This window comes from Sinorhizobium sp. M4_45, assembly GCF_002885915.1.
Taxonomy (GTDB): Bacteria; Pseudomonadota; Alphaproteobacteria; order Rhizobiales; family Rhizobiaceae; genus Sinorhizobium; species Sinorhizobium meliloti_A.
On the sequence record NZ_NWVE01000013.1, the window covers coordinates 135,988 to 161,376 of the forward strand.

A 25,389-nucleotide genomic window follows, 5' to 3' on the forward strand; every position below is an offset into this window, starting at 1 on the left:
GCCGGGAACCGACCCCATGTTTGCTTTCTTCGCAGAAAATCTCGCGCCCATCATGTTCCTGTCGCTGGTCGTCGTGCTGCTGATGGGCTATCCCGTCGCCTTCGCACTCGCCTTCGTCGGCTTTGTCTTCGGCTTCATCGGCATCGAAATGGGCCTGCTGCCGATCAACCTGTTCGGCGCCGTGCCCGACCGCATCTTCGGGCAAATGTCGAACGAAACCCTGCTTGCCATTCCGTTCTTCACCTTCATGGGGCTGATCCTGGAACGAAGTGGCATGGCGGAGGACCTGCTCGATACGATCGGCCAGCTGTTCGGTTCGGTCCGCGGCGGGCTTGCCTTCGCGGTCATCTTCGTCGGCGCGATCCTTGCGGCGACCACTGGCGTCGTCGCGGCCTCGGTCATCTCGATGGGCCTGATTTCGCTGCCGATTATGCTGCGTTACGGCTACGACCGGCGCGTGGCGGCCGGCACGATCGCCGCGTCGGGAACGCTCGCGCAGATCATTCCACCGTCGCTCGTGCTGATCATCCTCGCTGACCAGCTCGGCCGCTCGGTCGGCGACATGTACAAGGGCGCGCTGGTGCCGGGCCTGCTGCTCGTTGCCATCTATGCCGGTTACATCATTCTCATGTCCTGCCTACAGCCTGCCAGCGTTCCGGCGTTGCCGCCGGGGGCCCGAACACTGCGTGGATGGAAGCTTGGCCGCAAGGTGGTGACCTCGCTAGTGCCGCCGCTCGTTCTGATCTTCCTGGTGCTCGGCACGATCTTCATCGGCCTTGCGACGCCCACCGAGGGCGGCGCGATGGGAGCCGTCGGCGCGCTCGTTTTGGCCGCATCCAACCGCCGCCTGGATCTCTCGATGATGAGGTCGGCGCTCTATGCCACGGCAAAACTGTCGTCCTTCGTGATTTTTATCCTGCTCGGCGCGCGCGTCTTCTCACTGACCTTCTACGGCGTCGACGGCCATATCTGGGTCGAGCACCTGATGACCTCGATCCCCGGCGGGGAAATCGGCTTCCTCATCGTTGCGAACCTGCTGGTGTTCTTCCTGGCCTTCTTCCTCGACTATTTCGAGCTGGCCTTCATCATCATCCCGCTACTAGCGCCGGTGGCCGATGCGCTCGGCATCGACCTGATCTGGTTCGGCGTGATGCTGGCGATCAACATGCAGACTTCGTTCATGCACCCGCCCTTCGGCTTCTCGCTGTTCTACCTGCGTTCTGTTGCACCCAACCGGGCCTATAAGGACAGGATGACTGGCGCGACGATCCAGCCAGTGACCTCGGCCCAGATCTACATGGGCGCCCTGCCGTTCCTCGGGATCCAACTATTTATGGTCGCCATGGTGGTGGCATTCCCGGGTCTCGTCACTCACTACAAGTCCGGTCAGGCGGCGGTCGATCCGGCAACGATCCAGCTGAATGTGCCGATGCCTGGTGTCGAGGGAGAAAACCCGTTCGGCACGCCGACGCAGCCCTTCGGCGCCCCGGAATCGTCTAATGACAGGTCGATGCCGTCCTTCGGAGCGCAAACACCGCAATTCGGTTCGCCGCAGCCACGCTTCGGCCAGCCCGCCCAGTCCAACTAACCACAACCAACGGTCCCGGTTGGACATCCGCGCCGGCCGGACACGCAGCCACCTGAGGAGGATACGATGACTGACATTTTGAACCGCCGCAACTTTCTGGCCAAGGGCGCGCTCGGCGGCGCGGCAGCGGTCGCCGGGGCATCGCTCGCGGCACCTGCAATCGCCCAGGAACTCCCGACCCTGAAATGGCGCCTGACGTCCGGCTTCCCGAACAATCTCGACACCATCTATGGCGGCGCCGTCGTCATGGCGGACGCGCTGTCGAAGATGACCGAGGGCAAGTTCCAGATCCAGGTCTTCCAGGCCGGCGAACTGGTGCCGGGGCCCCAGGCAATCGACGCGGTACAGAGCAACACCGTGGAAATCGCCCATACCTGCGGCTACTACTTCACCGGAAAAAACCCGACCTTCGCGATCGGCTCGACCATTCCCTTCGGCCTCAACGCCCGCCAGCAGAATGCCTGGCTCTACCACGGCGGCGGCAACGAGCTTTACGACGAGTTCCTGAAGGACTACGGCATCGTAGGCAAGCCTGGCGGCGGCACCGGCGCCCAGATGGGCGGCTGGTTCCGCAACGAGATCAAGACGCTGGACGACCTCAAGGGCATCAAGATGCGCATTGCCGGCGTCGCCGGCGAGGTCATGTCGCGCCTTGGCGTCGTGCCGCAGCAGCTTCCGGGCGGCGATATCTATCCGGCGCTGGAACGCGGCACGATCGATGCCGCCGAATGGGTCGGCCCCTATGACGACGAGCGCCTCGGCTTCTACCAGATCGCTCCGTACTACTACTACCCGGCCTACTGGGAGGGCGGGCTCACCATCCACTTCTTCATCAACAAGACGCAGTACGAAATGCTGCCCGCGGCCTACAAGGTCGCGCTCGACACGGCCTGCAAGGCCGCCAACATCAACATGCAGGCACTCTATGATGTCAAGAACACGACGGCGATCCGCTCGCTGGTTGGCAACGGCGTCAACCTTCGCCCGATGCCGCGCGACGTGATGGACGCCGCCTATAAGGCGACCTTCGAGCTCTATGCCGAATACAGCGACAAGCACCCTGCTTGGGCGAAGATCTATCCGGCCTGGAAGAAGTTCCGCGACGAGTCCTTCGAGTGGTTCCGCGTCGCCGAATACAGCTATGACAGTTACGTGTATGCTGCACAAGCGGCTGGAAAGTAACGCGGTATCGTCCTGTGTGGCGCAGCGTGGCGCCACACAGGTCAGACAGATTGCCGCGCATGCCGGCTGGCGCGTGGCGGGTAACCTAAAGCTTCTCTCTACAAGCCGCCGCTGCTTTGCTTAAAGCGTTACGACGCAGCCTGCAGCGCGACAAACAGGCTGAGACGGCCGCATAAGCGAGGATCGCGAACATGGTAGCGACACCGTAAAAGACGGTGATTTCGCGGTAGGGACGCCCATTACTGGACGCCCCCCGCACAGATCCACGCGGGCGGCTTTCCCGCACGTGGCTCCTACCTTGGGTGGCTGACAGCGAAGCGGACGCTCGGCCATGGATGAAGGTTGCAAGGCTTGGGAAGGTAGTCGTTGGCTAGCTCTGCGATCCGTTCCCACGTTGCATCGTCCTTCTGGCTACGCCGCCGTAGCGATCGTCGCCAGAGGTCGATCACGCGATACCTGAACGCCGTGAGCGCCCGGATATTCGTTGGAACCGCAAAGTAGCCGAAGTGTCCTTTTACGAGTTGCTCCAGCCATTTCCCCTGTTTGGGGATCGGCCAATGCATGCGCCGCCGTAGCTCCACCTTGATGTCCTTGAGCTTCGCCCGCATGCGGTCGCCTCGGGTCTTCCGTCTAAGCTGAAAGCGCCCCTTGCGCGATTTCCCGCAGATAAAGGTAAAGCCCAGGAATGCAAAGGTTTCCGGTTTGCCGAGCCCGCGTCGCTTTGCGGTCGACCGCCGCAAAGCGGCCGAACTCAATCAGGCGGGTCTTGTCCGGATGAAGCGACAGCGCAAACTCCTCAAGCCTCACTCGCATCGCATCGAGGAAGCGACAGACGTCGTCCTCGTGCTCGAAACCAACGATCACATCATCGGCATAACGCACGATGATCATATCGCCGGTGGCCCCACGCTGTCGCCAGCGCTCCGCCCACAGGTCGAAGACGTAGTGCAGGTAGATATTGGCCAGAAGCGGCGAAATCACCGACCCTTGACCCGTTCCCCTGCCATCCACCGTCACGATCCCGTCTTCGAGGATGCCCGCCTTCAGCCATTTCCGGATCAGGCGGATGATGCGCTTGTCGCCGATCCTGTGTTCCAGGAAGCGTACGAGCCAATCCTGGCTGACGCTCCCGAAAAGTTCTGGATGTCGGCGTCCAAAATCCAGTTCACCTTCCGCTTATCGATCGCCACGCACAGGGCGTCCAACGCATCATGCGGTCCTCGTCCGGGCCGAAACCCGTAGGAGAAACCACAGAAGTCACCTTCATAGATGGCGTTGAGTACCATGACCGTTGCACCCTGGACGACCTTGTCTTCCAGAGCGGCAATCGCCAGCGGCCGCTGCTTTCCATCTGCCTTCGGTATGTACGTCCGGCGAGACGGTTGCGGTCGGTACGCCCCATTGTGGACCCGTTTGTGCAAGTCCCTGAGCCGAGGCTCAAGGTCTGCCTCGTAGTCCTGCCACGTCATGCCATCCACCCCGGGAGCGGCCTTGCGCTTGAGCGCGTAGAACGCCGTCCGAAGCGTATCGACATTGATATGGTGGAAGAGCGCGGTGAACCGTTCCTTCTTCCTCAGCCTTGCGGCTTTCCGTACGCGGTCCAGCGCCTGGGTCACGCGAGCCCGGTCCTGTGCCCGGTGCGTGCTTTGCTGGCCCACGTTCCCCTTGGTCGCCGGCCTTGGCTCCACCGGCTCCGCCACCGGTTGCCCGGTTTTGTTCGTCGGCTTCACAGCTACTATGCCGGAGTCAGACTTCTCCTGTCCGTTCATCATCGGCTACGGCTCCTCGCCTTCCCGATGCGGACCGGCATGGCGAACGCCACCCGGCCAGACAAGAGATCTCCCAGGTTCCGACGCGTTCCTTTCATGCGTGATGTGGCCCTAGACCCCGGCAGGGCGACGGTGCCTCGCTTTTCGGCTCCGCACATGTTGCCTTCGACGGATGAGAACGTCTCGGCCCCTGCAATCTTATCACTATCGTGGCTCACTCCCACACCCCGCATGATTGCTGCGTACGCTTCGCCGTGGTCGTCACCTCCCACGCCGCAACACTTGCTACCGGGCGGTCGCTACCCCTTACCCGGACCGGACTCGCACCGGCCGGAACGCGCCAGCTTGGCCTGGCGCACCTCATCCAGATTGTCCCTAGCTTCGACCTAGCGATGGCATAGCCATCTTCTATCGAGATATTCAGCGGCCTTCGCCTGAGCAGAATTTCCTCGTCGGGTTGCTTCTTGCACATTCTTTCGCGTCTGGGCGGCGGTATTCCGCTGGTTTTGGATGTGTGCCCTTCAGTAGAAATGGCGTCTTTGCCTTGACCTCTCTTCTTTTGATCATCTGCCATGCCTTTTCTCCCTCAGCCTCGATGAAGGACAGGAGTCGAGCGGCCGCCGGCAAGAGGCGGGACTTCGCGCCGGCGAAGTCTTCCGGGCGACTATCGGTGTTTGCTGCCGCGAGCCACGCGAGAGTTCGGCGAACGTGCCGACCGGCCGCAGCCTCGTTCGGTGAACCGAGCCAGTCTTTTCGGAGGGTCGATAAATATCACGAGCAAAAACTGGGCAGCCATGAGCACATAGGCCGGGATACCCGTTTTGGCGCTCACAAGAAACGAGATCCATGTCGCAATTGCGATGTAGACGCCAATTGAGAAGGGGCTTGTGACCGTGCGCCAAACGAACGCGGCTGCTCGACCTCTCCATCCTTTGCTAGCTGACATAATGGAAGACTCCGAAAGATCTGTGGAAATGGAATCGCCGTTCCCTCGGACAGTGAGTATGTGCTTCGGCCGTGCGCTCCCGCAATGGACTAAGGTCCTATGAGAGCATCACCTCGGGAACCTCGATTCATCTGGCCGGGGCGGTGATGGCGCTTGGCGTGATGGCCGGGTGACGGTTTGAAGCTGATCCGATATTAGGCAAGGGCCGGCCCCTGGAGGCAACATGTTGACTGAAGAACAGAAATTGACGCTTGAGCAGAGCGTTCGCGATGTCCTGCAGGACTTTGATCAGAGCGGTACCGCCTTTACGGCGTCGACGCGTCTCAGCCCTTATGGAGCGGCATGGGCGCAGACGAACGTCTGCTTGATGAGCCCGGTATAGAAGCGTTTGTTGCCGACGTTGTCACCCGCCGACGCGACGAACTGGACGGAGGTCCGCGGCAAATCGTTGGTCTGGAGATCGAACCGGAGCAGACATGGGGGTTCAATGGCTGGTTCCGGGCCGACCTCCTCCTTGTGGAATGAAGCGGAAGTCCCTATTGCGCCACGATGATTTCCCGCTTGGGATTGAAGACTGCCGGCCGAGGGAAGAGACGTGCGTCATGGGTCGTCCCATAGAGATCCAGCAGCAGCCAATCGTCTTTGCCGAGTGGATGGCCCTCCCGAAAAAGATCCTTTCCTAGCCTCGCACCGACAAGAGGAAAGAATGGATACGGGACCCTCGATGTACGACGGTCAGAATACTCGCCAGCTTTGCCCTTTGGTGGGCTCCAGCATTCGTTGTTAGAATTACAGCAATCGTGATGGCCGCAGCTGCAGAAAGAGATTCCAGGACAGGTTCGACGGGATGTCAGGATTCGAGTCGGAGCAGTACGCGCTGCTTTGGGCCGTCGAAGCTATGGGGGCCGTCTACATGGTATCGAACTCCCTCGCTGCATGTACTTTTCGCATCTTTCCGCCTGCCCTGCTTCTTTCTCGCAAACTCCGCATTAACCCTACTTCTCACATAAACGCCTGTGCCCGTAGTACGGCTGAAACGTACAGTCATCCGGCCGGAAGGACCGATAGGCCCGCGCGCAGGCCCTGAAGTTGCAGGCGGGGGCAGAGCCTGGCGCTTGCACGTCGCCCCGCGGAGTGCCTTCGGCGACCGCAGCGGTCATGAAGTTCCGCCATATCTGCGCCGGCAGCTTGCCGCCGGTCACCTCTTTCATCGGCGTCTCATCGTCGTTGCCGACCCAGACGCCGACGACCAGCGCTTCGGTGAAGCCGACGAACCAGGCGTCGCGGTGGTTCTGGCTGGTGCCGGTCTTGCCCGCGGCAAGCTTGCCGATATCGGCTTCACGGCCGGTTCCGCGTTCGACGACGAGCCGCAGCAACGCCACGAGGTCCCGCTGGTACCGGCTGATATCGGTTGTCGCCTGCTTGGAGGGGCCGACGCGGAAGGCCCGCGGCTGGCCCTCCGCATGCAGTGACTCGATGCCCCAGGGTTCAATTGGTGCCCGGCCCGCCCGGACCGAGGCATACGCTCCGGTCAGATCGAGCAGGTTCACCTCCGACGAGCCGAGCGCAAGGCTTGGTGTCTCGGCAAGACTGGTGTCGATACCGAGTTCGCGCGCCGCGGCAATAACCTCCTTGATACCGACCTCCATTGCCAGCGCAACGGTGGCCGTGTTCAGCGAGCGCGCGAAGGCTTCCGCTATGCTGACCATGCCGCTATAGCCGCCGCCGAAATTTTCCGGCGTCCAGCCGTTGATCTCGATCGGTGCATCCTCTATCGGATCGAACGGCGTCAGGCCCCGCTTCAGGGCGGCGTAGTAGACGAACAGTTTGAATGCGGAGCCGGGCTGGCGCATGGCCGAGACGGCGCGGTTGAAGGTGCTCTTCGAATAGTCGCGACCACCGACCATCGCGACGACGGCGCCCTCCGGGGTCATCGCCACCAGGGCGGCCTGCGAAGCGCCAGCCTTGCCGCCTTCTCGCTTCAGCGCGTCGGAGACAACCTTTTCGGCAATGGCCTGCAGCCGCGGCACCATGGTCGTTCTGACCTTGATCGTCCCGCGATACGGGCCAGCCAACTCGCGCGCATCCTGTATGATCCAGTCGGCGAACCAGCTTCCCGACCTCGTCGCCGGTTGGGTCGGCTGGAGTTTGACGAAGTCCGCTTTCGCGACCTTGGCCTGTTCGGGGGTGATCTTCTCGCCCGAGAGCATCGCATCGATGACCACCTCCGCCTGCTGGCGCGCGCTTTCCGGATTGGTCAGCGGATTGAGTTGCGAGGGGGCGCGAATAATGCCGGCGAGCATCGCCGACTCACCGATGTCGAGCTCCTTGACGTCCTTGTCGAAATAGATCCGGGCGGCGGCCGGCACGCCCGTGGCGCCCGCTCCGAGATAGATGTTGTTCAGATAACGGGTGAGGATCTCGTCCTTGCCGAGCTTCCGCTCCAGCCAAAAGGCGATCACCGCTTCCTGTATCTTCCGCTTCCAGGTGCGCTCGCGCTCGAGGTAGAGGATCTTGATCAGTTGCTGCGTGATCGTGCTACCTCCCTGCACGACTTCACCCGCCCCGAAATTCCTGTACGTCGCACGGGCAATGCCCCTCAAATCGATGCCGAGGTGCTCGTAGAAGCGGCGATCCTCTCGGGCGAGCACAGCCTCAATAAGATGCTGCGGAAAGTCCGTCCGTGCCGCATAGGAACCCTGAAACGGCCCCTGGTTCAAGAGAGGCTTACCGGCGCCCGTTTCTAGCAGGACAACTGGCTTCAGCGAGCCGTCGGCGATTTCGTCCCAGGGAACATCGCGCAGGGCCCAGGCAAAGACGACGGCCAGCAGCACGGAGCCAGCCAAGACCGTCGCCGCTGCACTCCGCAGCAGGATCGAGCGCCTGTCGCTCGGGCCACTTCGTTCGACCTGGTGGTCTGCGGCCCTTGCGCGTCGGCGCGGAAACGACCAGTGGATTGGCAAGCCCTCCATCAAAGCGGAGAACGCGGCCTTGCCGCTCGAGGCCCGTCTCAGCCGCTCCAACCCGCCAAGCGCTGCCGTGCGCAGTTTTTCCCAGGCCTGACGTGCTGCAACGGGCACTTCTGCGCGCAACGCCCGGCCAAGCCTCACCAGCGCTCGGCCCACGCCGGCAAGTGCCCTTCGAGTTTTTACGAATGCGGCGCCGTCCGCGCGACCCGGGTGATCTCGGCTCGGCTCAGCTTTTTCTGCCTGACGGCTCTCCGAGCCAATCTTCGACGCGGCATCGCTTTGCGCCATCCGTGCTCTCGATCAAAATCTCGCCCGTGCGTTCGCGCAAAACGCATTGCCCGGCGAACGGTTGCCAGAAACGTGTCCGAAGCATGGTGGTGCTGCATCATGTCGGCACGCCGAACGCGATTTACGCTAATCCAATCTTTACTGCTAGCCCGGGCTTTTCATACTACCATCGATCCCATTCGCACGACATTACCCGGCGACGGCAGCGTCGTACCCCTCCCGGCGCCCGAAACCCTTCACGCAGGCGGACTGGCAGCTTCGGTGTGAGATCTAAGTGAGCGGAGCTAGCATCACAGGCAGGCCGAGGTCGTGACGACCGGCAAGAGGGTCCAGAGCGTGGCGACCAGGGCAGCGGTGGCCAGCATCAGGCTCAGAGCCCGCACGAAGGCCGAACGCGCGACGAAGTGAGGCGAGCGCAAGGCGAGCAGGAAAGCAAGCTGAAGCGTTACCGCAACGGCCCAGACCCCTGTCATGGCTGCTCGGCCCATGGCGAGGTCGAGACCCGCTTCCGTCCAACGTTCCGAGCAGACGAGACCCTGCAAGCCATAGAGGGCGCTGAAGGCGGCGAGCCAGGCCGTGAGCGGGACCGAGATGCGGAGGATATCTATCACACTAATGCTCCCGGCAACCAGGCAGCCCCGAGACCGAGCAGCGCCGTGATGGCCGCGTAGTCTGACCAGAGCTGCACGACCCGCGCCTCGCCGACGCGCCGAGCCGAGAGGTAGCCGGCGGCCGCCCGCAGCCCGAGGAACGCCGTCATGAGCCCCGCGACGGCCGCGTGGAACAGGACGTAGCCGGCTACGACCCAGAGCGTGGCGTCGTAAGCGTGGGCGTTGTGTCGCATTCCCGTTAGCACCGTGACCGCGGCGGCCCCGAGCGCGGCTGTGCCTGCGAAGCACGGGAAAAGGCCAAGCCAGGGCCCTGCACTGCGGCGGAGCGCGCGGATGGCCATGCGGATGCCAGCCAGGGCCAAGACCGCGCCGCCCAGCGCCAGTGCCGGGCCCAGACGGCCAGGCTCGAGATACGCCGGCGGCGGCCAGTTCGGGGCCACGGTCCAGAGAAAGGCATAGCCGAAGAGGAGCGAGCCGAAGAACACCCCGTTGGCGAGGAGCAGGAACAGCGATCCCCACCAGCCGGGCGGGTCGTCGACCTCGGAGGCGGGCGGTAAGGCAACCCCCTTTCCGACATTCTGCGGGACCTGGTCCTCGAGGCTCCCCAGGCCCCAGGCCCACCAGACCGCAAGCGCCGTCACGCCCAGCCCCGAGAGCGGTAGGAGCCAGTAGGCCTTGAGGAGCATCCCGACGAAGAAACCTCCCGTGACGAGGGCCATGATGATGGGCAGCGCCGAGTTGGACGGGAAGATTACGAGGTAGTTCGGCCGTCCGCTGGTAATTTCCACCGTTAGGATCTCACGCAGACCGCTGCTCGGGGGAGTGCCGAGGTATCCCTCGCCACGCGCGATCCGCAGGGGCAGATCGGGGTCATCATGGAGGGGATAGCGACTGCGAACCTCGGGAATCGAGGCGAGGTTGTAGGAGGGCGACGGCGCGGGCATGGTCCATTCCAGCGTTCCGGCCCGCCAGGGATTGCGCCGCCCACGAGCTGCGACGGCCACGTTGACCCCCACGTCGATCAGCACGAGCGCAAAGCCGATCGCCATGACGAAGCCGCCGATTGACGCGAGAAGGTTGATGAGCTCCCACCCCTGCCCGGCGTCGACATGATCGATCCGCCGCCGCATCCCGAGAAGTCCGGCCCAGTGCAGGAGCAGGAAGGTTCCGTGGAAGCCCAGGACGATGAGCCAGAACGCCGTCTCGCCCAGCTTAAAATAGCGCTTGCGCCCTGTGAAATGCGGCAGCCAGTAATAGAGCCCTGCGAGCATGGGAAACACGAAGCCGCCGACCAGCACATAGTGGAAATGCGCCACGACGAAGTAGGTGTCGTGCGACTGCCAGTCGAACGGCACCATCGCCACCATGACGCCGGTGAGCCCACCCATGACGAAGGTCGCGAAGAAAGCGAGAATCCAGAGCATCGGCAGGTGCATCTCGGGCCGGCCTTTCCAGATCGTCCCGATCCAGGCGAAGATCTGCACCCCCGTGGGCACCGCCACCAGCGTCGAAGCCGCCGAAAAGAAGGCCAGCCCCATATGGGGGATGCCGGTCGCATACATGTGATGCACCCAGAGCCCGAAGCTCAGCACGCCGAGCGATGCCGCCGCCGCCACCACCCAGCCGTAGCCTAGGAGCGTCGTGCGCGCCATCACCGGCAGGACCGTGGAGACCACCCCCGCGGCCGGCAGGAAGATGATGTAGACCTCTGGGTGGCCAAAGAGCCAGAAGAGGTGCTGCCAAAGCAAGCTGTCCCCCCCAGCTTCGACCTGGAAAAAGGGCATCCCGAAGGCGCGCTCGAGCTCGAGCAAGATCGAGCCCAGGATCAGCGGCGGAAACCCGGTCAGGATCATCACCGCCACCACCAGCATGTACCAGGCGAAGATCGGCAACTTGTCGAGCGACATGCCCGGCGCGCGGTAGAGGAGAACTGTTACGATGATCTCGACAGCCGCCGAGATGGCGGAGATCTCCACGAAGGTTATGCCGAGGAGCCAGAAGTCGGGATTGATGCCCGGCGACCCGAGGGTCGAGGAGAGCGGCGGATACATGAACCAGCCGCTCTTCGGCGCTATCCCTGCGATGAGAGAGAAGATCAGGAGAGAGCCGCCGAAGGCGTAGCACCAGAAGCCGAAGGCGCTGAGCCGGGGAAAGGCCAGGTCACGCGTGCCGAGCATCTTGGGCAGGAGATAGATTGTCAGCCCCTCGAAGAGCGGGATTGCGAACAGGAACATCATGATGGTCCCGTGCATCGTGAAGACCTGGTTGTAGATCTCAGGTCCCATGAAGACCGAGCCCGGGGTGGCGAGTTGTGCCCGGATCATCATCGCGAGGATGCCCGCGATGACGAAGAACGTCACCGCAAGGCCCAGAAACATCAGCCCGATATCGTTGTTGTTCACGGTCGTGAGCTTGCCGCGCCAGCCCGGACGGGACGCCCAGATCCGCTCGAGTTCGCGGTGGCGGCGCAGGGCATTCATTCAGTCTCTCCGCGGAGGAAGGTGTCCCAGGCGGCCTCGTCATGCGCCCGCACGGTGAAGCGGTGCGCGGTGTACCCAGGGCCGCTGAATTCGGCACTGACGCCGGCATAGTCGCCGGGGGTATCGGCCTCGATCCGCAAGACGTTCACATGGCCGGGAATTGCGTCGAGCTTGCCCGCAAGACGCGGCGCCCAGAAGCTGTGGATCACGTCGGTCGTCGTGATCTGCACGTCCACGGGGCGGCCGGCGGGAATGTGGAGGACGCCCTCCGTCACGCGGCCGGGCACGTCGGCATAGGAGAAGCGCCACATCCATTGCGCCCCCTCGGCGCGGACGGTCACGAGGCCGGGCTCGGGCCTCGGCAACAGCCGCTCGCCGATCACGAGCCCATAGACGGTGAGTGCAGCGAGAATGGTGAGCGAGAAGCCGAGGCCAAGTCCGTGGATAAAGACCCGTTCGCGCCGGGATTCCGCCTCGGGTGTGTCCGGGGCTTCGCGGCGGCGTAGCCCCAGTATGAGAAGCGCCATGACGAGCACGAAGATTGCGGTCGCCCCGATCAGCATGACCCACCACAGCGTAGCGATCGCTGCCGCAGCCGGGCCCGCCGGATGCACGGTCGATAGCCTCTGCTCGCAACCAGTCAGGACGATGAGCGTTAGGGTCCCGACCACACCCCACAGGAGACAGCACCGATGACCGAGGCCCAGAGGCAACCGAACGACGAGACGCCGATCGATCCGATCGCCCAAACTCCCGGCTTCGAAGAGACCGCGTCGAAGATCGCGGTCGCGGGCCATCCGATCCATGCCATGGCCGTAGCCTTCCCTATTGCGCTGACCTTCTGCAACTTCGGGGCGGACGCGCTCTACTGGTGGACCGGCGACGTGTTCTGGGCGCGGGCCGGCGCATGGGCCGCCGGCACGGCCTTCCTCTTCGGCCTCGGCGCAGCCGCCACGGGTTTGCCAGAGCTTTTGTTGGTCCCAGGCATCCGTGCGAGGGCCTCCGCCTGGACCCACGCCGCCGTGGCGACGGTGCTCCTGTCGCTTCTGGGTGCGAACTGGGGCTTCCGGCTTCACGGCTACGAGACGGCCGTTCTGCCCTACGGCATCCTGCTGTCGGGCCTCTGCGTCCTCATGGTAGGGGTGACCGGGTGGCATGGCGGCAAGCTCGTCTTCGATTACAACTTAGGAGGCACGTCGAACGGAAGCTGACCGCCCCTCGGCGTCGTCAGCCAGTCTGGCAGCGGAATTGCCTCAAGCGGGGGCTTGGACAACACCAGGACCAGGATCGCGACGACCGGGATCAGCAGGATCAGCATCGGGACCAGCGGCTCGGACGTCTGGTGCTCGCCCTCGGAGTCCGCGACGGCGACAATCGTGCCGCCCACCCAGGCATGAAAGCCAATGAGAATCGCCACGAAGACAAGCTTCGCGAACATCCAGACGACGAAAACGTCGCGTAGGAAAATCAGGAGAGTTCCCGCGGCGATGGCGAGCAGGGCGGCGGGGGTGACCACGGCCGTGTAGGCATAATGGGTCGCCAGCCTGATCTTGCTGTAGTCCGCCTGCCCGATCGCCGGGTCGTGACGGGCCAGCATCAAGGGCAGCGCGAACAGCCCTGCGCACCAGATCACCAGGGCGGCGATATGGAGTGCCTTCAGATAGGGAATCGCGCCCTCGAGCCAAGGGATCATGCGAGCCCTTTCGTCACCGCCTGCCATCCCCGGCGCGCGACAAAGCCTCCCCAGACGGCAAAGGGCAGGCCTGCCGGAACCCACATGATAAGCCCGCCCAGTTGCTGGTCGCCGAGCGGCGTGAAGTTCCAGTCCAGCGGCGCGACCGCATGGATCGCGTAGAGAGCCTCGGGCGCGAAGGTGAGCAGTGCCCCGAGGAGGGCCATCTGCAGGTAGCCCACCAGCACCCAGAGGAGGCCCGTGCCCGCCGCCTGCCCGCGGTGGAGGACCGCCCGCCAAAAGGCGAAGGCCGAACCGAGGAGCGTAACTTGCATTGCCCAGTAGGCCGCTTTGTTCGACAGCGCCAAGTCGTACGCCGGAGGCCAATGCCAGGCCCAGAGCACCGCCGTAGAGACGAGAAACGACACGGACGGGGACCCCGGCCTGCGTCCGGGCCAGGCGAGCGCGAGGAGTGGAGCGGCCACCGCCACCATCAGGACATGATGAATCACCCGCGCCGAGAACAGCGCCGCCGAGAGCGCGCAGAGCGGCGAAACGAAGGCTGTTGCCAGCACCGCCACGGCGAGTGCCCCCGCTCTGCTCCTCCCAACCGCGAGGGCCAGGAGACCTAGCGCGAGAAGCAACGACGGGTCGAGATTCCAGCGCAGCCAGATGTCCGCCGGCACCGGCGCGGGGCCGCAGAAGGTTCCCTGCAGGGCCTCCATCACACACTTGCCTCGTTGGCATGGGAGCGAACGGACGCGCCCTTGCAGGCGGCGGTTTTGGACAGTTCGCAACGATCGCCGATGAGAGTCAGACTGGTCCTGCCGGGCATCTCGGGACGCTGACCAGCTTCTTCTGGCTTCCTCATATACCCTCCCTAGGCAGCGGCTGTGTCAACGGGCGTGACTCAGAAAACAAGCTTGGAGGCTGGAAGTTCCACCCGGCCTGAGCCGGTGGTTGCAAGAAGCCGGAATGCTTGTGACGCTGATGCTGCTTTGCACCACCACCTTGCGGCATCGTCAGCGCTGGTGGGATGATGCACCTTGCCCTGTCGACCGGGCAATGGGGTGGCAGAGCGATGTGCAGACGGGAGCACACAAGCCCTATGCGACCGGTCTTCGCAATCCGACCGCGCTCGCCATCCAGCCGGGAACGGGCCAGCTCTGGGCCGTGGTGAACGAGCGGGACGAGATCGGGACCAACCTTGTCCCGGACTATCTAACTTTGGTTCAGGAGGGCGGCTTCTACGGGTGGCCCTACAGTTACTGGGGCCAGAACGTTGACCCCCGCGTGCAGCCGCAGGACCCCGACGAGGTGGCCTCCGCGATCCGCCCCGACTAGAGCCTCGGCTCGCATGTGGCAGCGCTTGGCGCGTCATTCTCGACGCCGGCGATGGGCGCAAAATTCGCGGATGGCGTGTTCGTGGGCGAGCATGGAAGCTGGAATCGCAGCCCGCCCGTGGGCGTGACGATGGACCCGCGCGGCGCGCTGATCGTCGCAGACGATCTGGCGAATACGGTATGGCGGATCACTGCCAGCCAACCGCCAGCGTCCGCCTCAGGGGAAGGCGCTCCCGCGCAGGCACGATGAGGGCGACGCGAGGATGGAGCCTGTCCCAAGCGATGTCCGGGCAGCGCCCCAACCCTTGATTTCGCTTCAATGATAATCAATAATAATCTTTGTGATTGAAAATGAATCGGCGGGAGCTAAACATGGAAACGAAGGTGCTGACGGCGCACGTACCACTGCCGCTCGCCGAGAAAGTCGATCAGATCGCGGCCCGGCTTGAGCGCTCGCGCGGGTGGATCGTCAAGCAGGCGCTGACCGCCTGGGTCGACCAGGAAGAGGAGCGCCGACGCTTGACGCTCGAAGCGCTTGCCGACGTCGACGCTGGCCGCGTTATCGATCACCAGGCCGTCCAGGCCTGGGCCGACAGTCTTGATAGTGACAAGCCGCTATCCTTGCCGCTGTGATGAAGCTTGGGTGGACGAGTAAGGCAGTCGCCGATCTTGGGCGCCTCTATGATTTCCTGGCATCGGTAAATCGGCAAGCTGCGGCTCGTTCTGTGCAATCGTTGACGAGCGCTCCAGCACGCCTGCTCGAACAACCGCGTATCGGCGAACGGCTGGAGGAATTCGACTCGCGAGAGGTTCGGCGAATTCTCGTTGGCCATTACGAAATACGGTATGAGATCCGGCAGTCGACGATCTACGTGCTGCGGCTCTGGCATACGCGTGAAGACCGTTAGGAGGTGCAAACGGAAAGGCGTTCTTGTGGCAAAGGGAAACTGTCCTGTGACAATCGGCGCGGATGCAATCCTGCGCCGCGCCGAAGGGCTCGACGCGCTCGACGCCATCCTGCCGTTCGACGGACGCGACCATCTCGCCGCGCTGCTGACCGACGACGACGTCGCGACCCTGAAACATCTCGCAAGCGAAGGCATGGGCGAGAATACGCTACGCGCGCTGGCCTCCGACCTCGGCTACCTCGAGGCTTGGTGCCGGCTGGCGAGCGGTTCCCCCCTCCCGTGGCCGGCGCCAGAGTCGTTGCTGCTGAAATTTGTCGCGCATCACCTCTGGGATCCGGTGAAGCGCGCTGACGATCCGGCCCACGGCATGCCGACGGACATTGAGGCCGGATTGCGCGACGAGCGCCTGCTCAGAGCCCCCGGCCCGCACACGCCAGGCACGGTGCGGCGGCGGCTGACCTCCTGGTCGATCCTGACCCGTTGGCGCGGTCTCACCGGCGCCTTCGGTGCGCCGTCGCTGAAGAGCGCGCTGAGGCTGGCGGTGAAGGCGATTAACCGGCCGCGCCAGCGCAAGAGCAAGAGGGCAGTGACCGACGACGTCCTGGCGAAGGTGCTTCAGGCTTGTGCAGGCGATCGGCTGGTCGATGTGCGCGACCGCGCACTGCTCTTGGCCACCTTTGCCTCCGGCGGCCGCCGCCGCTCGGAGGTAGCGGCGTTGCGCGTCGAGGATCTCGCCGACGAGGAGCCGGTCCGCGCCGATCCGTCGGACAAGAATTCCCTCCCCTGCCCTGTCTGTCGATCCGCCTCGGCCGCACCAAGACCACCGCCGCCGACGATAACGCGCATGTGCTATTGATCGGTCGGCCGGTGACCGCGTTGAAGCGATGGCTGTCCGACGCGCAAATCACGGACGGGCCCCTTTTCCGGCGCATCGATCAATGGGGTAATGTCGACCGGCGGGCGCTGACGCCGCAGTCGGTCAATCTGATCCCGAAAGGTCGTTGCAAACAGGCGGGGCTTGATCCGGCGCTGTTTTCGGCACATGGGTTGAGATCCGGCTATCTGACCGAGGCGGCGAACCGTAGCATTCCGCTGGCCGAAGCGATGCAGCAGTCGCTGCACAAATCGGTGACGCAGGCAGCAAGCTATTACAACAACGCGGAACGAAAGAATGGACGAGCGGCCCGGCTGATCGTCTAAGCGACGCTATGCGCCGAAGAGTGAATCGGCTCGCTTCTCAAACGAGTGCCATTCTTCCGGTTCCGCTTCCGATCCATCGTTCTGGTCAACGGCCAATGCTGACCTGCCCCATGCTTCAGCACGCTGCATTAGCGCCACCATTTCTCCCTTGAGGCGATGCGAGCGCTCCAGGTCGGAGGCGTGCTCAGCGTTTTGGCGGGGATCGTAGAATACGCCGATCGCCTCGCCCGCTGCCTGTCGTGCCGCCTCCAGTTGTGCTTTCAAGCTCTCCAGCTCGGCTTTGGCCGCAAAATAATGTCTCATCACCGCGATGAGCTCGCGGTCACTGGCGCTAACTTCCACGATCCCTCCTCCTCGGAATTCCTCATTAGGAATTGACCGATAAGAATGGCAGAATCGCGATAGAGTTCCTGCGGAAACGACAAAAGCAAAGTCGGTCACGCAGGCGGCAAGCTATTACAGTAACGCTGCACGTAAACGGCCGAGCGGCGAAGTTGATTATCCGAACCGAGCAGGCAAGACGCACTGCGCAGTTTACGGTCCGAAGAGCCGTCGATCCCAGTAAACCGGCTGATGAGGGCTGAACTGAATTTCAGGGAACTCGGGATGAGTTGGATTTATCAAGACATTGCGGTCGAGCCGGGCGACAACACTGGGGACCAGCAAGATTGCGCTCCTCCTTTCGAGACACCATTGCTCGCCAAATCCCTTGCTCACTGTTGGCGGCATCGTATCCCAGCCTGGCAGGCCCGGCGGCGAAAAGACCTCGTAAGTCAAGCCGCGCGGTATTGTGATTTCCACGTAGTGCTGGTTTGGTGGCAATCGACCGCTGCCATGCACCAGCTTTTCGAGTACCGCCGTTGAATAGTGCTCACTGCTGTAGATGATCGGGCTTGCCGGCGTGTTCCAGCGCCCCGGGGCTATGGTTGAGCCGGTTGCGTGGAATATGGGATAGGTCCCTTTCGGGTCGCCTATTCGAAATGCCAACAGCGTGCGATCAAGAATCTGGGCGCTCACGCAGCACTGCCGTATTTCAGGCTTGCGAGGGTTTCCAGCACGAGTTCGGCGCCGATCTCACTCTGAATGACCACATCAATCGGACGTTTGTCCTCGAGCATGGGGTGGGGCCGAAACAGGAAGTCACGGGCCTCCTCCTCGCTTTGCCAAACATCCAGGGCCAGATTCCAGACCCTGGCGACACGCGCGACGCGCATCCCCTCGTCTGGTGAGAGCCGAAGCGTCGTCTTTCGGCGTTCATAGGTCGCCTTCGGCACCAAGCGATACTTGAACTGGCTGTCATTTGGAGCCAGAAGGTGGACCACGCGCTCCAATGCCGCAACGGGCAAGCCTCCCTCTATGCGCGTAATCAGCCCGAGCGGAGAACGCGCTGCTGCTTCCTTCGCCGGCAAACCCAAGACATCGGCAACATTTTCAAAAGCTAGCATTGCTCATCTCCGTTCACTTGAGGCGAAATATAGTCGCACATGAGGCATCCTGCAAGACTGACACCATTGGCGCGCTTTCCTTTCCTCGACGCAGCGAAGCTTAACAGCCACTTTGCGATCGCACTATCCGGCTTTCCGGCCCGCGTCCTGGTTCGCCCGCATCAGTGCCATCAGCATTGGCCCGAGCGAAAACTCGCCGCGCGCCGCCCTTCGCGTGAGATCACGCAGGTAGCCGTTGGGGTTTTTTATGTGCACTGCCCTTTCGAGGATGCAAGCGCCACGATCGTCGCCAGCTCCAATCATCTATGCCAACGACCCGGATCGTGGCATCGCAGGAAACGAGCGCGGCATCCCGCTTCAGCTGCAGCAGGATCGTGTCGTCGCTGACCGGCACGCCGAGCCGTCGCATCAGGCGCTCGCCCGGTCGGCCCCCCGGCGCTATGGCCGAGCAGACCGACAATCTCGCTCCGAATGGCTGGAATGGGATCGAATGCCCATCGTCCGTCAACCAAGCTGCGTTATGACGCGGAACGCGTGCCACTGGAATGGGAAGCGGAACGGCGGCTTTTGCGCCGACTTTAGTCAAAGCAGACGATTTTGGAATGCGGAGTTCCCGCTTATCGGGTTCCAACAGAATCGGGCGCGTTCCGACGTCTTGCTTCTCTGATGGTCAGAGCAACCACGCGGGCTAAGCTTGGGAACTCTTTGCCAGCCGAACACACATTCCGCCGTCTTCAATCGGGCTGCCAATCATGAAGCTTGAACTGCCAGACGCCTGCCAGAGAGCTCGCCCGCTTCGGGGCTTTCCGTGATGAGAGGCTCCCCTCAGAGCATTTCCCGGATCTGATCGGTTTCGCGCTGCAGCCGCTTGTCCGATTCGTTCAAGACGCGGCGCGAGCGTCGGCATATGGTGCCGTTAACAGCAACGGAGCTCCTCATGAATATCTCGGGCTATTCTATGACTTTCATCACCAGCGAAGTGGAGGCGGTGCGCAGCTTCTATGACCGCTTCTTCGATACCTGGTATCCATTCGACTGCGGATGGTACGTTCTTATGCGGCTGGGAAAAACTCCCGATGCGCCGGAACTCGGCTTCATGGAGCCGCGGGATGGAGCGCAGAGCTTCAGCACAGGCGGTATGCTCAATCTGATCGTCGCGGACGTCGACGAGATCACAGGCGGATGTCCGCGGCCGGCGAGACAGTGGTCATTCCGCTAGCCGACAACCCTTGGGGAGATCGAGGCTTCGGCGTGCTCGACCCGGCCGGAGTGATCGTCTACTGCCACAAGGAAATACCGCCGTCCGACGAATTCCGGCAGTTCATCCAGCGAAGCCCGACCGACCGGCGAGGGGCATAAGGAGAGGATTTCGCCGGAACTTTGCGGGCGAACAGCCAAAGCGTGCACCGAACGCTCTGGTGAAGTGCGCCTGATCCGCATAGCCCGCGTCGAATGCGACTTCCGCGAGAGGCAATCCGACGCGAAGAGCGCGAAGAGCACGCCGTGCGCGTGCGAGCTCTATCCAGAACGAAGGTGCTTCCCCGGTTCGCTTGCGCACATGCCGGTGAAGCGTTCGCTCGGACACTCCCAGCTGTCGTGCTGCGATCATCACCGTCGAGGTCGATGCTAGGGCACCAACCAAAACGTCATTTAGGACCCCGTATGCCTCGTAAGCGGTGACGTGAGGCCGTTACTTCTTGAAGTTCCAGGGCATCAGAGCGTCGAGATCGCTCGATGGCCAACCTGCGGCGATACGCTGAAGCGTCTGCGTCAGCCAGGCCAGCGGATCGACTTCGTTCATCTTGGCGGACTGGATGAGCGTAGAGAGCGTGGCCCAAGTTCTTCCGCCGCCGGCATTTCCGGCAAATAGGCTATTCTCCCGAGCAATTGCTTGAGGCCCGATTGCACGCTCAACAATGTTGGAGTCTATCTCGATGCGCCGTCATGGAGGAACTGTTCGAAGGCTTCCCGCCGATTAAGGGCATAGCGAATGGCCTCGGCGAGCTTTGATTTTCCAGAGATGCGGGGCAGCGTGTCCTGCCAGAGTGTGTAGAGATCGGCAACGACTGCAACGGAGGCCTCCTGACGGGCGGCAACGCGAACATCGGGCCTTTGTCCGCGCACCTTTTCCTCAATCGACCAAAGTGCGCCCATCTTTTCGATTGTCGCCGTTGCGACCTTTGAGCTGTCGTTTGCGTGCAGCTCGTCAAACCGACGTCGACTATGCGCCCAGCACCCCGCCAAAAGAGCGCCGTCGTTTCCGCGGTCAGGTCGGGCAACACGGTTATAGGCAGTGTATCCGTCAATCTGCAGGATGCCGCGATAGCTTTCGAGATGCCGAGCAACACAATCACCGGATCGACTGTCTTCAAAGCGATAGGCAACCATAGGCGGTCCACTGCCACCGAACGGTCGGTCGTCCCGCGCGTACGCCCACAAATACGCTGTCTCTGCCGACCCCGATCCGGGAACAAGTGAGCAATGTCGTCTCGTCAGCGAATATTCGTTCGCCTCTCTGGCTGAGATGTAGTCCGCGAGGATCTCGAGTTCGCACCCGAGCTTGCCCATCCACCGCGCCATAATCCCGCGGTCGACTTCGACATGTTCGCGCAGGAAGATCGCCTCCTGTCGATAAAGCGGCAACCCGTCGCCATATTTGGAAACCGCGATATAGGCGAGCAGCGCTTCTGTCGGAATGTCGCTTTCGACGATATGCGCCGGGGCCGATGCCTGGATGACCGACTGCGATGTCCCCATCTCCCCGCTTGTATCTCGGCGGGCTCTTGAGAACATTAAGCCCTATCTCTCCAGCTTAATCCTTCATCGAAAACATCCGCTGACGCGGATGGGCCGTATAGACTGGCGATCCGTTTACGACGCCTGCGGGCTGGAAGACGAAATGACGCCCGCGCTCAAGAGAGGCCTGCGATCCAGCCTCGAGGCGGTCATCCGCTGGGTCGACCAGGAACGACCGATCGAGCATGATCACCCCGCGCCCACACCACTGATCCAAAGGGCCCCGCAGCACGATACGCGAACCCACAACAAAGGCGCGCAACCCTTCGGGTATCCTCAAGCCGACCGGATCCTATGAGCAGGCGAGCTACGCAATCCAGGACACACCGGAGACGGTCGCCAATCACTACGGTCGGTTCCTGCCCCAAGATAAGGCGGCGCTTGCCGCCCGGATTTTGAATCAGGTATGGGAAGCGGCGTAGTCTCTACGATTCTTCCCGACAACTTGATAGGCGTAGCACTAAGTGCTATATAAAGCGATGTCAGAACGGACTTTTAAAACGGTTTTCCAAAGCAGCGAAAAAAGCCGCGGATCTCCGACAATGCCCTTTGCAAGGCGATTGCGCAAGTCGCACGCGGAGAGGCTGATGATCTCGGTTGGCGGCGTGTTCAAGAAGCGGCCCAACGACAACATGCATCGTTCGGTCGTTCTGGCGAAAGCCGGTGAGTACTGGGTGTTCACATATCTGTTTGCAAAAAAGGATGGCGCAAACATCGATGACGACGAGCTCCTGGCTTTTCGGAAGCTCGCCGATCTTTATCGGCGCAAGACGCAGGCCGAGCTTGATGTCGAAATCAAGACCGGCGCCCTATTGGAGATTTGCAATGGCAACTAAGCGCAAGTTCAAGAGCGATGCCTTTGAGGCGATCCATAGCGCCGTCGAAGACATGTATAGGGCAGGCAGGATCGACAAGGCGACCATGAAAACCTTCGATGACACTTGCCTGTCCATCCCGCAGGAGCTGATGCCAAGCGAGATCAAGGCGCTGCGCGAGAACAATCATGTCAGCCAGCCAGTGTTCGCGCGCTATCTAAATACCAGTGAATCGACGGTGCAAAAGTGGGAAACCGGCGCCAAGCGGCCAAGCGGCCCAGCATTGAAGCTACTTTCAATCGTCCAGAAGCACGGTCTCGAAATGCTGTCTTAGGATACAGCCGCGAACACCAGCACTCGCGATCGCAGTCGATACATTATGCGATCTTCTTGGCCTAGAACGTGAACATCCTCGCAGCGAGCCGTGCATAGAGCTCGTGAGGAGCGGCTCCGGACACGTTGCAGTCGCTCGTGGAGACAGACCGGAAATTCTGGTGTCGGCTCTAAGCGGCCATCAGAGGGTGTCTATGCCCTGGCGTTTTCTGGGGGCACGTCAAAGTGCCCGCCGACGACGATCACGTAAGAATCCATTGGCGGGTTCGTCCCTAAGACATCATCTCAAGGCCTGGGATCGGCTTGCCAATCAGATAGCACCCACTTTGACTTTCGAACCGTCGACAAGGCGCGACAGGCGGAAGGGCGTAGGATCGACGCAAGGCGTATCGTTGGCAACCAAGTCCGCGGCCAACCGGCCGATGCCGGGCCCAAGTCCGAAGCCATGACCAGAGCAGCCCGCAGCCAAATAGAGACCAGTGACGCCGTCGGCCTGCGAGATGACCGGCACCGCATCGGGCGTGAAATCCACATAGGCTCCCCAGCTGTCGGCGATTTCCACTCCAGCCAAAGCCGGAAATTGCTCCCTTACCCGCTTCAGGATGGCGGCGGCCGTTCGACGGTTCGGGGACGGATCAAGTACGCGCGTCTTTTCGAACGGCGACGTTCCGTTCCCCTTCCAGCTTCCGAGCGCTTCCGGACCCTTGAAAAAGGATTCGCCGATCCCGAACTGGACCGCCTTCAGACGCTTCACGAACATAGGCATGAACCAGCGCGCATAGCGAAGACCTTGTGGCGTTATGTCGAGCATCGCTCGGCCGCTGATCGCCAGCGTGTAGCTACCGTCCAACCTGCGGGTGAGCGCAACTTCCGGCGTATAGATTGCCTCACCGAGATCGGAGGTGGGCCGGGTACGAAGCGCCGTCTGACGCACGCTCGCTTGTGGAAAGAGCACGCCGTGTTGGCGGCAAAACATCGACGTCCAGGCACCGCCCGCGCAGAGAACCGCCTCTGTTCGGATCACGCCCTTTTCGGTTATCACCCCGGACACCGCGCCGTTTGTCAGATCAAGGCCTCGCGCAGCGCATTCCTGGTGGATCGTCGCGCCGAGTTTGCGCGCACCTTCAGCGATCGTCGGCGCGGCGATTGCGGGCTCAGCTTTCCCATCATCGATAGAATGGACTCCACCGAGCCATCGCCGGCCGTTTGCCGGGATCGCCGCAGCGGCCTGTTGGGCGCTGAGCATCCTGGTGTTGACGTTGAAGCGCCGGGCCAAGTCACGCCAGCTTTCCCATTCCGCCAGTTGCTTGGGGTTGTCTGTGGCGTAGAGCAAACCACATCGGCGAAACCCAACGTCCTCGCCGATCTTGGACTGAAACTCGCTCCACAGCTGCAAGGCGACACCTGATAGCGGCAGCTCCCGCTCATCCCGATTTTGTTGGCGGCACCAGCCCCAATTGCGGCTCGACTGCTCGCAGCCGACCTGACCCTTTTCTACCAAAGCAACCGATAAGCCCCGCTCTGCGAGAAAGAATGCCGCCGTTGCCCCGATAATGCCGCCGCCGATGACGACGACGTCCGCCTTGGCGGGGAGCCCTTGATCGCTGTGGATTCGTTTGAGAAGTGGAGACATCGCTGACCTGAAGTGACCTTGGCATGAGGCTAAAAGTTATCTGAGGTCAGAGCGCAGAATGCATCGAGTGGGGATGCACAGACAGCGGGAAATTCCGTTTCCGGTGGCGGCGACGGCAAAAACTACTGCACTGAGCACGATAGGCTACGGAACATCGTCGACAGCGTCCCTCGAGCCCATTCCGGGCCAACCAGGGCAGGTTCGATCAGTCTCATTCACTCCCGTCTGCATGAATTCAGATTGAAGAGCAGCACGAACAGAAGCAGAGTCTAAACGCCATGACCACTGACTATGATGAGCTCCCCAAGCTCGCGATGATCCATACGGTCCCCGGTATTATTCCCGTGTTCAATGAACTCGTAGGTCTGCATCTGCGGGACTGGCGCTCGTTCAACATGGTGGATGAGAGCTTGCTGGCAAACACGATCCGCGAAGGCGCGCTATCACATCAGGCGATCCGGCGACTTTCGACTCAGATTTGGTCTGCGGTGGATGCAGGGGCTTCGGCAGTGCTCGTCACGTGTTCCTCGCTCGGACCCGCCGTCGACGTCGCGTTGCCCCTGTGTCCGGTACCGCTCTTCCGCGTTGATGATGGGATGGCAATCGAGGCGCTGCAGCTCGGCAACCGAATTGGCGTCTTGGCGACCCTGGCAACCACGCTGCGCCCCACGACCGGCTTGATTGAACGCCATGCCGAGAGGATGGGCCTCCATGTCTCGCTGACCAACCGTCTTTGCGAGGGGGCCTTTGATAAATTGCGAAGCGGGGACAGGGCGGCACATGATGCAATGATCCGCGAAGGCCTTGCTTCTCTGGTCGACAGCGTTGATGTGGTTGTTCTTGCTCAGGCATCGATGGCAAATGCCCTGAATGAGATGAGCGAGACCAGGGTGCCGATACTGACCAGCCCCGAACTCGGTGTGCTTCGCGTCGCTTCTGCCTTGAATGCCCGCTCCGGTGCCGAGGAAATGTTAACGGTTAAAGAGACGGCTGGCCGGTAGGCGGCCACCCTAACACGCGTTGAAAGCAGGATGGCGGCGGAGCGAGGGTAGCAGGCTCCTGGCTCGGCGAGGGAAAGAAGGGAGTAGCAAGTGCTTTTGGGAGTGATCGCCGACGACTTTACTGGCGCAAGCGATATCGCGAACACGATCGCGAAAGGCATGGTCCCCAAAGGCGGTTTGCGTACCGCGCAGTTTCTGGGCGTCCCCAGAACAGTGGCCTCGGCAGATATTGAAGCGGGCGTGGTCGCTCTGAAGAGCCGGACGAGAGGCCGTGGCGCAGTCCCTCGAAGGCCTACAGAAATATCCCTGCTTGTGAGTCTGACGAATCATCACCGGACAAGATCGAGGTGCTGGATCCGAGCCATCCGTTATTTGGACGCTCCTTTAATGTGATCCGTAAGGTAGGACGC

At 62.1% G+C, this 25,389-nt stretch carries 25 protein-coding genes and 7 pseudogenes; 14 read left to right on the forward strand and 18 right to left on the reverse strand.

What is annotated here, in order from left to right:
* Positions 1-16 precede the first annotated feature (16 nt).
* A complete protein-coding gene (locus CN933_RS28230; protein ID WP_102763030.1) occupies positions 17-1,588 on the forward strand; it encodes a TRAP transporter large permease in 1,572 nt (523 codons plus the stop codon).
* Between the two features lie 66 nt (positions 1,589-1,654).
* Positions 1,655-2,770: a TRAP transporter substrate-binding protein gene (locus CN933_RS28235; protein WP_102763031.1), complete on the forward strand. Its 1,116-nt coding sequence runs from the start codon at positions 1,655-1,657 to the stop codon at positions 2,768-2,770.
* Positions 2,771-3,063: 293 nt separating this feature from the next.
* Here the strand turns inward: CN933_RS28235 and CN933_RS32470 are convergent, their stop codons facing one another.
* Genes CN933_RS32470 through CN933_RS32610 form a run of 3 tightly spaced genes read right to left on the reverse strand, consistent with a single transcriptional unit; the run spans position 3,064 to position 4,542 of the window.
* Positions 3,064-3,378, reverse strand: coding sequence for a retA reverse transcriptase (locus tag CN933_RS32470; protein WP_348627626.1), 315 nt, complete (start codon positions 3,376-3,378; stop codon positions 3,064-3,066).
* A 22-nt stretch (positions 3,379-3,400) separates the two neighbouring features.
* A complete protein-coding gene (locus CN933_RS32605) occupies positions 3,401-3,934 on the reverse strand; it encodes a reverse transcriptase domain-containing protein (RefSeq protein WP_522954420.1) in 534 nt (177 codons plus the stop codon).
* Positions 3,829-4,542: a hypothetical protein gene (locus CN933_RS32610; protein WP_522954419.1), complete on the reverse strand. Its 714-nt coding sequence runs from the start codon at positions 4,540-4,542 to the stop codon at positions 3,829-3,831. Before CN933_RS32610 ends, CN933_RS32605 begins: the two co-directional genes overlap by 106 nt.
* Positions 4,543-5,827: 1,285 nt before the next feature.
* Here CN933_RS32610 and CN933_RS32095 point away from each other — a divergent pair.
* The gene (locus CN933_RS32095) at positions 5,828-6,010 is read left to right on the forward strand and encodes a hypothetical protein (RefSeq protein WP_245425193.1); all 183 of its coding nucleotides are present in this window, start codon (positions 5,828-5,830) and stop codon (positions 6,008-6,010) included.
* 470 nt (positions 6,011-6,480) lie between these two features.
* Here the strand turns inward: CN933_RS32095 and CN933_RS28260 are convergent, their stop codons facing one another.
* The 4 genes from CN933_RS28260 to CN933_RS28275 form a co-directional block, all read right to left on the reverse strand.
* Positions 6,481-8,742: a PBP1A family penicillin-binding protein gene (locus CN933_RS28260; protein WP_102763034.1), complete on the reverse strand. Its 2,262-nt coding sequence runs from the start codon at positions 8,740-8,742 to the stop codon at positions 6,481-6,483.
* A 290-nt stretch (positions 8,743-9,032) separates the two neighbouring features.
* Entirely contained in the window at positions 9,033-9,353 is a 321-nt protein-coding gene (locus tag CN933_RS28265; protein ID WP_102763035.1) for a hypothetical protein, read from the reverse strand.
* The gene (ctaD, locus tag CN933_RS28270; RefSeq protein ID WP_102763036.1) at positions 9,350-11,833 is read right to left on the reverse strand and encodes a cytochrome c oxidase subunit I; all 2,484 of its coding nucleotides are present in this window, start codon (positions 11,831-11,833) and stop codon (positions 9,350-9,352) included. The genes CN933_RS28265 and ctaD overlap by 4 nt, the downstream gene beginning before the upstream one ends.
* Entirely contained in the window at positions 11,830-12,447 is a 618-nt protein-coding gene (locus CN933_RS28275) for a cytochrome c oxidase subunit II (RefSeq protein WP_234705385.1), read from the reverse strand. The genes ctaD and CN933_RS28275 overlap by 4 nt, the downstream gene beginning before the upstream one ends.
* 78 nt (positions 12,448-12,525) lie before the next feature.
* Between CN933_RS28275 and CN933_RS28280 the strand changes: the two genes are divergently transcribed.
* A complete protein-coding gene (locus tag CN933_RS28280) occupies positions 12,526-13,044 on the forward strand; it encodes a DUF2231 domain-containing protein (RefSeq protein WP_102763038.1) in 519 nt (172 codons plus the stop codon).
* On the opposite strand, the gene CN933_RS28285 is transcribed toward CN933_RS28280, so the two are convergent.
* Both CN933_RS28285 and CN933_RS28290 read right to left on the reverse strand, forming a co-directional pair.
* Positions 13,011-13,526 (reverse strand): CopD family protein, encoded by a 516-nt coding sequence (locus CN933_RS28285; protein WP_102763039.1) that lies wholly within the window; start codon positions 13,524-13,526, stop codon positions 13,011-13,013. The two genes, CN933_RS28280 and CN933_RS28285, sit on opposite strands and share 34 nt — an antisense overlap.
* The gene (locus CN933_RS28290; protein ID WP_180980834.1) at positions 13,523-14,230 is read right to left on the reverse strand and encodes a cytochrome c oxidase assembly protein; all 708 of its coding nucleotides are present in this window, start codon (positions 14,228-14,230) and stop codon (positions 13,523-13,525) included. The genes CN933_RS28285 and CN933_RS28290 overlap by 4 nt, the downstream gene beginning before the upstream one ends.
* A gap of 331 nt (positions 14,231-14,561) precedes the next feature.
* On the opposite strand from CN933_RS28290, the pseudogene CN933_RS28295 reads away from it, so the two are divergent.
* The 4 genes and pseudogenes from CN933_RS28295 to CN933_RS28310 all read left to right on the forward strand — a co-directional run.
* Positions 14,562-15,098: pseudogene (locus tag CN933_RS28295) on the forward strand (PQQ-dependent sugar dehydrogenase); the annotation flags it as partial.
* A 122-nt stretch (positions 15,099-15,220) separates the two neighbouring features.
* Entirely contained in the window at positions 15,221-15,481 is a 261-nt protein-coding gene (locus tag CN933_RS28300) for a CopG family ribbon-helix-helix protein (protein WP_013845222.1), read from the forward strand.
* Positions 15,481-15,756, forward strand: coding sequence for a type II toxin-antitoxin system RelE/ParE family toxin (locus CN933_RS28305; protein ID WP_102763041.1), 276 nt, complete (start codon positions 15,481-15,483; stop codon positions 15,754-15,756). The genes CN933_RS28300 and CN933_RS28305 overlap by 1 nt, the downstream gene beginning before the upstream one ends.
* 25 nt (positions 15,757-15,781) lie before the next feature.
* Positions 15,782-16,956, forward strand: a pseudogene (locus tag CN933_RS28310) (site-specific integrase).
* Between the two features lie 6 nt (positions 16,957-16,962).
* On the opposite strand, the gene CN933_RS28315 reads toward CN933_RS28310, so the two are convergent.
* From CN933_RS28315 to CN933_RS28335, 5 genes and pseudogenes are all read right to left on the reverse strand, one after another.
* Positions 16,963-17,298 (reverse strand): hypothetical protein, encoded by a 336-nt coding sequence (locus tag CN933_RS28315; RefSeq protein WP_180980835.1) that lies wholly within the window; start codon positions 17,296-17,298, stop codon positions 16,963-16,965.
* A gap of 192 nt (positions 17,299-17,490) precedes the next feature.
* Positions 17,491-17,973, reverse strand: a complete 483-nt coding sequence (locus CN933_RS28320) for an RES family NAD+ phosphorylase (protein WP_102763042.1) — start codon at positions 17,971-17,973, stop codon at positions 17,491-17,493.
* Positions 17,970-18,401: an Xre family toxin-antitoxin system antitoxin gene (locus CN933_RS28325; RefSeq protein ID WP_102763043.1), complete on the reverse strand. Its 432-nt coding sequence runs from the start codon at positions 18,399-18,401 to the stop codon at positions 17,970-17,972. Before CN933_RS28325 ends, CN933_RS28320 begins: the two co-directional genes overlap by 4 nt.
* A gap of 123 nt (positions 18,402-18,524) precedes the next feature.
* Positions 18,525-18,677: pseudogene (repC, locus tag CN933_RS28330) on the reverse strand (replication initiation protein RepC); the annotation flags it as partial.
* 4 nt (positions 18,678-18,681) lie between these two features.
* A pseudogene (locus tag CN933_RS28335) lies at positions 18,682-18,865 on the reverse strand (ISL3 family transposase); the annotation flags it as partial.
* A gap of 473 nt (positions 18,866-19,338) precedes the next feature.
* Between CN933_RS28335 and CN933_RS31725 the strand changes: the two are divergent.
* Together CN933_RS31725 and CN933_RS31730 are read left to right on the forward strand one after the other, a co-directional pair.
* Positions 19,339-19,620 (forward strand): VOC family protein, encoded by a 282-nt coding sequence (locus tag CN933_RS31725; RefSeq protein WP_210204025.1) that lies wholly within the window; start codon positions 19,339-19,341, stop codon positions 19,618-19,620.
* Positions 19,605-19,760: a VOC family protein gene (locus CN933_RS31730; RefSeq protein ID WP_210204026.1), complete on the forward strand. Its 156-nt coding sequence runs from the start codon at positions 19,605-19,607 to the stop codon at positions 19,758-19,760. The genes CN933_RS31725 and CN933_RS31730 overlap by 16 nt, the downstream gene beginning before the upstream one ends.
* Here the strand turns inward: CN933_RS31730 and CN933_RS32615 are convergent.
* From CN933_RS32615 to tnpC, 3 genes and pseudogenes are all read right to left on the reverse strand, one after another.
* Positions 19,723-20,010 carry a helix-turn-helix domain-containing protein gene (locus CN933_RS32615; RefSeq protein WP_102763044.1) on the reverse strand — a complete coding sequence of 96 codons (288 nt, stop codon included), beginning with the start codon at positions 20,008-20,010 and terminating at the stop codon, positions 19,723-19,725. The genes CN933_RS31730 and CN933_RS32615 overlap by 38 nt on opposite strands.
* A gap of 81 nt (positions 20,011-20,091) precedes the next feature.
* Positions 20,092-20,202, reverse strand: coding sequence for a transposase domain-containing protein (locus CN933_RS32100; protein ID WP_245425195.1), 111 nt, complete (start codon positions 20,200-20,202; stop codon positions 20,092-20,094).
* Positions 20,203-20,301: 99 nt separating this feature from the next.
* Positions 20,302-21,194: pseudogene (gene tnpC / locus CN933_RS28350) on the reverse strand (IS66 family transposase); the annotation flags it as partial.
* Positions 21,195-21,676: 482 nt separating this feature from the next.
* On the opposite strand from tnpC, the pseudogene CN933_RS28360 reads away from it, so the two are divergent.
* Both CN933_RS28360 and relB read left to right on the forward strand, forming a co-directional pair.
* Positions 21,677-22,033, forward strand: a pseudogene (locus tag CN933_RS28360) (type II toxin-antitoxin system RelE/ParE family toxin).
* Entirely contained in the window at positions 22,023-22,346 is a 324-nt protein-coding gene (gene relB / locus CN933_RS28365) for a type II toxin-antitoxin system RelB family anti-toxin transcriptional regulator (RefSeq protein ID WP_102763045.1), read from the forward strand. Before CN933_RS28360 ends, relB begins: the two are co-directional and overlap by 11 nt.
* 309 nt (positions 22,347-22,655) lie before the next feature.
* Here relB and CN933_RS28370 read toward each other — a convergent pair whose 3' ends face one another.
* Complete coding sequence (locus CN933_RS28370) at positions 22,656-23,978, reverse strand: NAD(P)/FAD-dependent oxidoreductase (protein ID WP_102763046.1); 1,323 nt, start codon at positions 23,976-23,978, stop codon at positions 22,656-22,658.
* Between the two features lie 278 nt (positions 23,979-24,256).
* On the opposite strand from CN933_RS28370, the gene CN933_RS28375 reads away from it, so the two are divergent.
* Both CN933_RS28375 and CN933_RS32620 read left to right on the forward strand, forming a co-directional pair.
* A complete protein-coding gene (locus CN933_RS28375; RefSeq protein WP_102763047.1) occupies positions 24,257-24,979 on the forward strand; it encodes an aspartate/glutamate racemase family protein in 723 nt (240 codons plus the stop codon).
* Between the two features lie 90 nt (positions 24,980-25,069).
* Positions 25,070-25,243 (forward strand): annotated as a pseudogene (locus CN933_RS32620) (four-carbon acid sugar kinase family protein); the annotation flags it as partial.
* Positions 25,244-25,389 lie beyond the last annotated feature (146 nt).